This window comes from Legionella birminghamensis (genome assembly GCF_900452515.1).
In the GTDB taxonomy this organism is placed as follows: domain Bacteria; phylum Pseudomonadota; class Gammaproteobacteria; order Legionellales; family Legionellaceae; genus Legionella_C; species Legionella_C birminghamensis.
Genome location: NZ_UGNW01000001.1, coordinates 313,041 through 323,977, shown reverse-complemented (window position 1 = coordinate 323,977; position 10,937 = coordinate 313,041). Strand labels below are relative to the sequence as shown.

Sequence of the window (10,937 nt, the reverse complement as noted above, 5' to 3'; positions counted from 1 at the left end):
GTTTCTAATCCGGCATTCAATCAACATTCCAGATCACAAGCACATGAAATTATACCTAAACGGGCCAGAAAACGCGCTATACTAGATTATTCATGAACAGACTAATCGACATGTGCTAAATGGACTTTTGATGAACCACCATCCAGCCTTTAAAATCCGCAATCTAACTAAAACCTACCAGATGGGTGAGGTGCAAATCAATGCATTACGACAGATTAACCTGGATTTATATCAGGGTGAGCTGGTTGTTTTACTAGGCCCTTCAGGGAGCGGTAAATCTACCCTACTCAATATTATCGGTGGTCTTGATGTACCTACCTCTGGAGAGGTAATTTATAAAGATCACATTATTACTGCATCAAGTGAACATGAGCTTACCCGTTACCGACGTGAGCATATTGGGTTTGTTTTTCAATTTTACAATTTAATATCCAATTTAACAGCTTTAGAAAACATATCGATAGTTACCGAAATTGCAGATAATCCCATGGATCCGGTTGAAGCAATCAAACTATTAGGGCTTGAAAATCGAATATCACACTTTCCTTCGCAATTATCAGGAGGAGAACAGCAACGTGTTGCCATTGCCCGCGCCATAGCAAAACAACCGGATGTACTTCTATGCGATGAACCCACCGGAGCCCTTGATTGTGAAACAGGAAAAATAGTACTGGAAACACTTGAATTAGCAAATAAAAAATTAAACACTACCGTCGTCATCATTACCCATAATTTAGTAATAGGCGAGATGGCCGATAGGATAATTCATATTGCAGATGGCCAAATCGCCCAGGTCATCGAGAACAAAACGAAACAAAAAGCCGCAGATTTATCATGGTAATGATCTTAAATAAGAAGTTATTTCGTGATTTGTTCAAACTTAAAGGACAGGTTATTACTATTGCTTTGGTTGTCTGCAGTGGTATTAGTGTATTGATTTCATCCATCAGCACCTACCTGTCGTTGTCTCAGGCTCAACACAAATTTTACTCCGATTATCATTTTGCAGAGGTGTTCGCAACCTTGAAACGAGCTCCAGTTTATATGCAGAAAAGGATTGGGGAGATACCAGGGGTATCGCAAGTAGAGACGCGTATTGTTGAGGACGTCACTTTAGATTTGCCATGGTTACAAGAGCCTGCCATAGGACGCTTTATATCCATACCCGATTCGCGGTCATCCAATTTAAATCAACTATTTTTACGTAAAGGACGTTGGCTTGAGCCTGGCAATGCGAACGAGGTATTAGTTAATGAGGGGTTCGCCGATTCAAATGCTATAAAACCTGGCGATCAAATTTATGCACTCCTAAATGGCCATCGGCAACTATTACGTATCGTCGGGATCGTCTTATCTCCAGAATATGTATATGCGATTCGTGGTGAAGATCTTCTCCCAGATAATAGACATTTTGGTGTGTTCTGGATGAATCACAAAGCCCTAAGCGCTGCTCTCGGAATGCAAGAAGGGTTTAATGACATTAGTTTAACCCTGGCACCCAATGCTTCCGAACAGTCGGTGCGTAACGATTTAGAACAATTATTCTTGGATTATGGCTTATCAATTACCTATAACAGAAAAGATCAAGTTTCGGATCGGTTCGTAACTAACGAAATAAATCAACAAAAGATTATTGCTACATTTATCCCTCCTATTTTCCTGGTTGTCGCCTCATTTTTATTAAATTTAGTAACAGGCAGATTAGTTCAAAACCAACGAGAACAAATTGCTTTATTAAAAGCTCTTGGATACACCAACTCATCAATTGTCTTATATTATTCAAAACTCGTCCTGGTGATTGTACTTTTGGGGGCGATCTTAGGAATAGGTCTTGGCGCATGGTTTGGTAAGTTAATGACACAGCTTTATGCTGAATATTTTAGATTCCCTGTCTTCCACTATTTATTTTCAATTCAAGCTGCATTTATAGGCGTTCTAGTCAGCTTGTTCGCTGCTGGTTCTGGAGCTTTGAGGTCAATCTATCAAGTAGTTAATTTAGCCCCAGCCGTAGCGATGCGCCCTCCTGCCCCACCCATTTATCGAATGTTCCGTTTGGAACGGTTTGATTTAATCTCCCATCTTTCAGCAAGTGCGAAAATGTTTTATCGTCATACCTTTAGGCATTTATTTCGTACTTTAATAACCTCAATCGGAATTGCTTTGGCTATGGCCTTAGTCATATTAGGTCTCTTTTGGCATGATGCAGTTCAATATTTGATTAAAACACAATTTTTAATGCCGCAAAAACAAGATGCAACCGTATCATTTACTCAACAATTACAAGATAAAGTACTAATAGAACTGAAACATATTAATGGAGTAATCAATGCTGAAGGCTACCGTATTGCCCCTGCCTTATTAAGAAATCAAAATTTTTCGGAACAAACTGCACTGTTTGGCATACCACCTGATGCAAAATTAAAGACGATTCTTGATAAAAATGAAAATCCAATCTCTATACCTGAGAATGCCCTTCTCTTGAGCAAAGGTCTTGCTGAGCGATTGCATGTAACCCTCGGGGACTGGGTACAGATCAATATGCTTGAAGGGAACAGAGCAAAAACCAGGCTTAAAGTTCAAGGAATAGTTAATGATTATGTAGGAATGTTCGCATATACCGATATTTTTTTAATCAATCGGATACTGAACGAGGATCATCTCATCAACCAGGCGGGCATTTCCATTGATCATAAGTATATTAATCAATTATACAAAGAACTAAAAAAGATACCTAAAGTAAGTTCGATAACCTTTAATGTGTCAATTGTTCAAACATTCAAAGAAACCTTTGCAAAACATATACTGGTTTTTACTTCGATCTTGGCCGGCTTCGCAATAGTTATTGCAATTGCTGTGGTGTATAACAATGCCATCATAATTCTTGCTGAACGCTCATGGGAGTTATCTACTTTAAGAGTATTGGGATTTACGGAGCGAGAGGTTTCTAACATCCTCTTTTATAATATTATTTTTGAAGTACTATTAGCTATCCCGATGGGTATTTTTTTTGGATACTGGGTTTCATGGTCTATATTAGAACTAATGCAAACTGATTGGTTTAAAATTCCATTTATAATTGAACCGAAAACCTATGTAATATCAATAATTGTAGTAATTATTTCAAGTGTAATGAGTTTGAAACGGCTTATTCTGATTTAAACAGAAAAAAAGCGCTCGTACCGAAAGGATATGTCACTCCAAGTGAAATAGAGCATACCGAATTGGAATACCAGCTCAAACAGAAAATCGTTAATGCCGCTGAGCGTAAGGTCCATAGTGCAGAACACGATATTGAAAAAATTAAAGCGTCCTTAGCCGCGACCTCATCTAATCAAAATGACACTCAAGAGCAAATTAACATTGCAGCGCCTGTCTCAGGGAAAATATTACGTATTAACCAAAAAAGTGAAACTACCCTGAATGCAGGTGCCAATATTATGGAGCTTGCTGATGTCTCTAAACTGGAGATAGTAGCTGATGTCTTGAGTACTGACGCAGCTAAAATTCCTGACAAAGCAAACGTTTTAATTAAACGATGGGGAGGAACTATAGATTTGCGGGGTATAGTGCGCACAATAGAGCCAAGTGGATATACTAAAATTTCAGCCCTGGGGGTAGAAGAACAACGGGTAAATGTCATTATTGATATTACTTCTCCTTATGACCAATGGAAAAGTCTTGGGGACAAATTCCGGGTTGATGTGGATATTTTTATATATGAATCCAAAAAAGAATTACTAGTGCCGATGATCGCCTTGTTTCGAGATGCTGAACACTGGGCGGTATTTGTCGTTGAAAAAGGGAGGGCTATCAAGCGTATTATAAAAATTAAACGCCATAACTCTGATAAAGCAATTGTGATGGATGGGCTCAGGGTAGGAGATAAAGTAGTGCTTTATCCTGGGAGCTTAATTAGTCATGGAGTGAGAATTAAAGTTTATTAATTGATATAATAACGATTTTCTTTATCGATCAAGTCATTTCGCTGCTTAATGCCATTTTCCAATCGATTTAGTAAATGAGTCAATTGGCTATTCTGTTGTTTTAAGCCAGCGCATGTGGGAAGGACTTTCTGCACCTCGTTTAATGCCCTGGATATTTCCTTTTTCAGCGGGTCATTTGCTTCCAAAATTTCAATTTCGGATTGAATTTCACTGACCAGAAAGGAGTTTTTTATGGATCTCGCTTGAAATAACTGCCGCTCAAGTCGATTCATCATTTCTTCGAGCTCATTCGGTTTCGCACTGCAAGTAATTCGTATGGCCCCACAATCTTTAGCCATACCAAAGTAACTCAGGGGGGCAACCATGACTGACGCTTTGAATAATAAGTAATAAGCCAGTTCTTCCCCTGTCTGCACTAACCCTCTCTTATTCATCACCTTTTCAAGTGCCATCGGAATCGGCATACCCATCAAATCGCTGAAATCACCTAACACATAGAAGGTAGCCTCAACCTGGTATTCACTGCATTCCATTGCAGCCCCCATTTTTTTTAAGCGCCCCGAAACATATTCCACTTTCTCCTTATAGTAGGAAGACATGGCCTGTCTATCTTCCTCACTAAAATTCAGCATTGTTTCGGCATACGCAATTTGACCCGAACGGGGTGGGTGAACATAGGATGTAATTTGCTGCCTTACTAATTCACTGACTATGAACTCATCGAACGCGAGAATTACAGCCATTCGCTCACCCGCTGCGGATAAAGCCTTCGTTGCAGAGCGTAAGATAATAGTTCTAGTTTTTAAATCAGGGGCTATTTTGATAACGGACGGGAGCTCCTTAAAACACATTTCAGCGTAAGCCTCATCCAAAATGATATGTAAGTCAGGGTATTGCCTTAATACATCAGCTATCTTTTGAAACTCCTCTTCGTTGATGATTGTCCCCAATGGATTGGAGGGATTGCAAATTAAAACGGCTTTGGGATAAATCCCATCGTTTTCAGCTAAATGGAGAGCTTGCTGGATGCTTTTCTCCAGTGCTTTTGCCGTTAATTGATAGCCGGGTTCTCTCATTACATCAACGGGATGCAGGGTATGGTGAGGGTTATTCGTGTAAGCAGAATAATGGGGAAAGGGAGTGATTACCCGGTAAGAGGAGTGTTTGGCATAGAGGCTATTGAGCACCTCAAAAATAATTCTCAGTCCCCCTATTCCACCTACTGTGAAAAGAATATTTTTTTCAGTGACTTCGGCATCATACCAATCGGACATCGCCTTGGCCATCAAAATCCTGGCCTGATAATCGCCATAGGGATCGACATAATCAATAGCACATTCATTATTATCCAAATCCGAAGAATCATGCCAACGATTTGCAATCGTTTCTAACTCATTCCAGTAGCGTTTATAGGCTTGGATTGTATGACGGTTAATGGGATAGGTGGGTTTACCTAAGCCTGCGAACAGCATTTTTCGACTTATATCATCATTCTCTAAGGATTTCCCTAAATGCTTTGCCCACATGGACAGTAACATGACTTTCTCAATTTGCTCAGCGGGTTGTCCATAAGGGGTTAAAATCATTTTAGCTCCAATCCGAGAATTGGTCTAAATTTTAACAGAAACAAACGATGTGTGCAATATTTAAACCAATAGCCCTAATCACAAACACCTTTCTCAATGTGAAAATCAGGGGCAGTTTAACTATGATTTAGGTAAAGAAGGTAGTAGAGGTCCCTTATGGTAACATCAAATGACGAATCAGATCCCTTTATGGAAAAGCCGACGAATCAATACGGCAACCAAGAAGACCTTATTTTTCAATTAAAAAGCATGGTGAATGCCCTGCCTGGGGATGTGTATTGGAAAGATATCAATGGCATCTGGTCAGGATTAAATCAGCATTGTGTAGATAGCTTGCATAGGATGGGGTTTATAAGTCAAGCAGATGAAAAACTTGTATTAGGTAAAACTGATTACGAAATTTTCAACAAAGAAACAGCCGATGGCTATCGCCGAAATGATTTAGAGGTGATGCGAAATCTTATGGAAATCACAAGAGAAGAGGAAACACATCTTCCCAATGGAGAAACAATTACCCTTCTTTCAAAAAAAAGACCCTTTCTAGATGTGCACAATCGCCTTATCGGTGTAATTGGGAATTCTCTTGATATTACGGATCGCAAACACATGGAGGTAGACCTTAAAGAGGCCAAAGAACGTGCCGAAGCCGCAAACCAGTCGAAAAATGAATTCATGGAAAACATGCGCCATGATATTAGAACCCCTTTGACCGGCATCGTGGGCTTCTCCGAGCTACTGAAAATGGAGCCCGATACACGCCATGTGCAAGAATATGCAGACAATTTAATTGCGTCAAGCCATGCACTACTTGATTTACTCGATGAAGTACTTGAAGCCATTCGCGTGAGTTCTGGCGAAATTCCAAAGCTTAAGAAAAAATTTAATTTAAAGCAGGTGTTGGAACAAGTTATCCAATTAAACAGGGCGAAAAGCGCCCAAAAGAAAATATCACTCTCCCTGCATTTCGATTCAACTATCCCTCAATATGTTATTGGTGATAAGGTGCGAATTCATCGCATTGCGCTGGAACTATTGTCGAATGCATTGAACTTTACGGACACCGGCTTTGTTAAATTATCAGCCTGTCTTGCAAAACAGGATGAGCAAAAACTGGTGGTGAAGATCATTGTCGAGGATTCAGGAATGGGTATTCCTGCTGACAAACAACAAGAAATCTATGTGCAATTCAAACGGCTTACCCCGTCCTATCAAGGAATTTACAAAGGGGCTGGTTTAGGATTGGCGGTAGTTAAACAATTTATCGATGAATTGAACGGAGAAATTTATGTAGAGAGTGAACCTCGCAAAGGGGCATGTTTTACTTGTATCATTCCACTTCAAATACCGCTATTGGATGACGACTTCGGAGTCGACCATTTGTTGGATACAACGATTGATACCCCCTATGAAACTACATATGCGCAGCTAATAAAGCCATGCGTTAACGATCTGGCAAATTATTCATCCCATATTTTGGTTGTGGAAGATAATGGAATAGCACAAACCGTTGCCCGCTCGCTTTTAGCAAAATTGAATTGTGTTGCTGAAATCGCCGAAACGGGAAGGAAAGCAATAGACTTATGGGAAAACGGGCGATTCGATTTAATTCTTATGGATATTGGCTTACCCGATTTAGATGGTTACGAAGTCACTCATCAGATTAGATTACAGGAATTAACTCGAAAAACGCATGTACCTATTATCGCACTTACCGCCCATGCAGGCGATGAAAGCAAGAAACGATGTATCGAAGCAGGCATGAATGCGGTGTTAACCAAGCCGCTCACTCTTAAAAACTGTGAAGACATGCTAGATGCGTTTATCCCTGGACGCCAGCAAAAAGATGAGCCCGTTGCAAATGGCCAAAATGACTTATCCAAACATTCAACTCATGAAGACCACTGGTTTGAACTTTCCGGTTTCTCTCTCCTCGATATTGATGAAGGGATTAGAACAATAGGCGATCAGGAAAGCCTAACAGAGATGCTCAAGTTCATGTTGTCTGAATCACTACCCGATGACACTAACAAATTGATTTCAGCCCATAAAGATGGAAACTGGGAAAAGACACAACAATTCGTGCATAAAATTAAAGGAGGCGCTGTTTATGTAGGCACTATCAAACTCAAAATGGCTTGCCAATATTTCGACCAGTATTGGAAATCAGGCGAGCGAGATCTCTTAGAGTTGCTTTATCAGCAAGTATTGAGGACTATTGAATCGAGTTCACAGGCAATGAATCTTTGGTTAAATAATAGTCAATAATTTTATTGTCCTCATTCTAAAATATAATGTTTTTTTCCTTTACTAAATTTGCCCGCCAACCCCTTTAAACTTCTCAACGAAAGCGGCTATCTTTTGAAAAACACTTTGTTTTTTAGTCAAATACTGGGGATTTAGCGGACTCATTTTAGGTAGTATATCGTTTAATTCGGTCCCGTTATCGCTGGCAAATTTACGTTTAATTGAAACTGTCATATAACGCTTTGCGGCCTCTACATTAAGATCCTCAGCTTTAATGAGCTCTTCAGCCTCGCGCTGCTGCTCTGCTTGGGCAAAAATATAAAAGGCCTCAATGACGCTGGCCTTATCAAGCTTATCCAGATCGGTTTGATTAATAAAATCAACCACCAGACTTTCTTTGGCGCGGTTACCCAGGCTGGCTCGAATCATACGCCGAATAGTCTCGACCAGAGCAGTTTTATCTTTTATTTTTTTATTATTCTCAAAAAGCTGCTCCAGAATATAATCGAGATTGATTTCCTGAGATTTTAGCAGGTCCACTTCAAACACCACATCATCCCAATCGATAGTAGATTGTTCTTTCTCATTGGCCGCCTTTTCTTTCCGCAACCAATCGCGTATGTCGTTATAAGTTGATTTGTAGTCTTGGATTTTGCGATCTGCTGGGATTTTTACCCCTTTTAATGCCTCAAATTCCTCATCACTTAAATGATGCTCTGATTTAAAGGACTCAACTACTCTTGCATCAAGTTGGTCAACACTCTGCAACGCTCTAAGACTTGCAAATTGATCATAGTTTTGCAGCACATTTTCTACACATAAATATTCGCCAAACAATTTAACAAAGGCTTTTTTATCTGTCTCTTTAAAAATTGAATCAGGGCTTGGAAAACGCTGTTCAAGTTCCGTAACTACATCTATAAAACCACGCCGGGCTTCACCAGTAGCTGCGTCAGTAAAGCCCTTCATATATTCCGTATAACTTTTTTCCAATACCACATTTTTAGTGCTTTGATCGCCAAACAACGTAATTGCATCAATTGTTGCTTGCTCTAAATCGCGGAAAGTAATGATATTCCCAAACGTTTTAGTCGCATCATAAATGCGATTTGTGCGTGAATAAGCCTGCATTAAACCGTGATAGCGCAGGTTTTTATCAACAAAAAGGGTATTTAGCGTAGGGGCATCAAAACCAGTTAAGAACATTCCTACCACAATCAGTAAATCAACCTCTTTGGATTTCACGCGTTTAGCCAGATCACGGTAATAGTTCTGAAAGCCCTTACTATCTACGCTGAAACTGGTTTTAAAGAAAGCATTGTAATCATCGATTGCAGCACTCAAGAACTCTTTGGCACTGCTACTCAGTGCCGATATATCAAAACTTTCGTCCTGAATCTCACCAACCGCATCCTGCTCTTCATTGGCTGCAAATGAATAGATCGTTGCTATTTTGAGCTTTTTATCGCTCCCTGCCTGTAACTCATTCAGCTTCTGATAATACAGTTTGGCCGCGTCTACACTACTCACAGCAAACATGGCATTAAAGCCCTTGTTGCCTCCTTGCAAGCGGTGAGTTTTATGGCGAAAGTTATTCAGTATATACTGGGATATTTCGCGAATCCGCTCCGGATGCAGCAGGGCTTGTCTATTTTCTGCGGCGCTAAGTTTCTTTAGATCCTGCTCGCTCTCAATAGCCTTAAACTGCGGACGCACATCATTGTAATCCACTTTGAATTTAAGTACTTTTTCATCACGGATGGCATCTGTGATTACATAGGAATGCAGCTGGCAGCCAAAGACGCTGGCAGTAGTTTCCGCACCAAGTGCATTCTGAGAAAAGATTGGGGTACCCGTAAAGCCAAACTGATAGAACTGCTTAAACTTCTTGTTCAGATTTTTCTGAGCCTCACCAAACTGGCTGCGGTGACATTCATCAAAAATGAACACCACCTGCTTATTATAAATGGGCAGCTCGTCCTCACTTTTCATCAGATTATTGAGCTTCTGAATGGTGGTGACGATGATTTTGTTGTCGTCCTTCTCCAGGTTACGTTTAAGCCCGGCGGTACTCTCGGAACCATTGACGCTATCAGGCGAGAAGCGCTGATATTCCTTCATGGTCTGGTAATCCAGGTCTTTTCTATCTACCACAAAAAAAACCTTATCGATGAAATCAAGCTCCGTCGCCAGGCGCGCAGCCTTAAAACTGGTGAGCGTTTTGCCCGACCCCGTGGTATGCCATACATAGCCGCCACCCTCAGGCTTTCCCCAGTTTTTGGCGTAATAAGCACTCTTTATTTTCCACAGAATACGCTCGGTCGCTGCAATTTGGTAGGGGCGCATCACCAGCAAGGTATCATTGACATCAAACACCGAATAATGCAACAGCACATTAAGCAAAGTGTTTTTCTGAAAAAAAGTTGCAGTAAAATCCTTAAGGTCTTTGATCAAACTATTATGGGCATTCGCCCAATTCATACTGAAGTCAAAGCTGTTTTTGTCGCGCTTGGTGGTATTGGCGAAATAGCGGCTGTCGGTACCGTTTGAAATGACAAATATCTGCAGGTATTTATAAAGCGAGTTCTCGCTGTTAAAACTCTCTTTGCTGTAGCGGTGTATCTGGTTAAACGCTTCCCGAATTGCCACACCCCGTTTCTTTAGCTCCACCTGTACCAATGGCAAGCCATTGACGAGGATAGTCAAATCATAACGATTAGTATGCTTGCCCGTCACTTCAAACTGCCTGATCACCTGCAGTGCATTGCGACTGATGTTCTTTTTATCCACCAGATAGATGTTCTGAATATGGCCATCATCAAAGACAAAATCATGGATATAATTTTCATGAATCTTACGAGTTTTCTCAATAATGCCGTCACTGGGCTTATCCAGGTAAGTTTCAACAAAACGCAGCCACTCACCGTCAGAAAACTGCACATTGTTCAAGTCCTGCAACTTTACCCGCACATTGGTCAGCATGGCATCTTGTGTGGTTATATTTAGCAGGAACTCATAACCTTGATTTTTCAAATCTTCAATCAACTCACGTTCAAGGGCAGCTTCACCTTGGTAGCTTTCGGCTACCTCCCATTCCTGGGTATAGCTATCAAGGACAATAAAGCGATTTGATTGCGCAATCGGTTTGGTAAATTCAACCATT

Annotated in this window: 6 protein-coding genes; 4 read left to right on the top strand and 2 right to left on the bottom strand. The window is 40.5% G+C overall.

Annotation, left to right across the window (positions count from 1 at the left end; genetic code table 11):
* Positions 1-130 precede the first annotated feature (130 nt).
* The 3 genes from DYH42_RS01375 (at position 131) to DYH42_RS01365 (ending at position 3,944) form a co-directional block, all read left to right on the top strand.
* Entirely contained in the window at positions 131-841 is a 711-nt protein-coding gene (locus DYH42_RS01375; RefSeq protein WP_058523249.1) for an ABC transporter ATP-binding protein, read from the top strand.
* Positions 835-3,159, top strand: a complete 2,325-nt coding sequence (locus DYH42_RS01370; RefSeq protein ID WP_058523248.1) for an ABC transporter permease — start codon at positions 835-837, stop codon at positions 3,157-3,159. The genes DYH42_RS01375 and DYH42_RS01370 overlap by 7 nt, the downstream gene beginning before the upstream one ends.
* A gap of 62 nt (positions 3,160-3,221) precedes the next feature.
* Entirely contained in the window at positions 3,222-3,944 is a 723-nt protein-coding gene (locus tag DYH42_RS01365) for an efflux RND transporter periplasmic adaptor subunit (RefSeq protein ID WP_058523247.1), read from the top strand.
* On the opposite strand, the gene DYH42_RS01360 is transcribed toward DYH42_RS01365, so the two are convergent.
* Positions 3,941-5,530 carry a pyridoxal phosphate-dependent aminotransferase gene (locus tag DYH42_RS01360; RefSeq protein ID WP_237758992.1) on the bottom strand — a complete coding sequence of 530 codons (1,590 nt, stop codon included), beginning with the start codon at positions 5,528-5,530 and terminating at the stop codon, positions 3,941-3,943. The genes DYH42_RS01365 and DYH42_RS01360 overlap by 4 nt on opposite strands.
* 156 nt (positions 5,531-5,686) lie before the next feature.
* Here DYH42_RS01360 and DYH42_RS01355 point away from each other — a divergent pair, with 156 nt between their 5' ends.
* On the top strand, positions 5,687-7,795 hold the full coding sequence (locus DYH42_RS01355; RefSeq protein WP_083503093.1) for a response regulator: 2,109 nt from the start codon (positions 5,687-5,689) through the stop codon (positions 7,793-7,795).
* A gap of 42 nt (positions 7,796-7,837) precedes the next feature.
* On the opposite strand, the gene DYH42_RS01350 is transcribed toward DYH42_RS01355, so the two are convergent.
* Positions 7,838-10,936, bottom strand: coding sequence for an HsdR family type I site-specific deoxyribonuclease (locus DYH42_RS01350; RefSeq protein ID WP_058523246.1), 3,099 nt, complete (start codon positions 10,934-10,936; stop codon positions 7,838-7,840).
* Between the last annotated feature and the right edge of the window lies 1 nt (position 10,937).

Coding starts and splice junctions, on each gene's coding strand:
- DYH42_RS01375 (WP_058523249.1), top strand. CDS start 131: ATGAACCACCATCCAGCCTTTAAAATCCGCAATCTAACTAAAACCTAC.
- DYH42_RS01350 (WP_058523246.1), bottom strand. CDS start 10,936: ATGGTTGAATTTACCAAACCGATTGCGCAATCAAATCGCTTTATTGTC.
- DYH42_RS01355 (WP_083503093.1), top strand. CDS start 5,687: ATGGTAACATCAAATGACGAATCAGATCCCTTTATGGAAAAGCCGACG.
- DYH42_RS01370 (WP_058523248.1), top strand. CDS start 835: ATGGTAATGATCTTAAATAAGAAGTTATTTCGTGATTTGTTCAAACTT.
- DYH42_RS01360 (WP_237758992.1), bottom strand. CDS start 5,530: ATGATTTTAACCCCTTATGGACAACCCGCTGAGCAAATTGAGAAAGTC.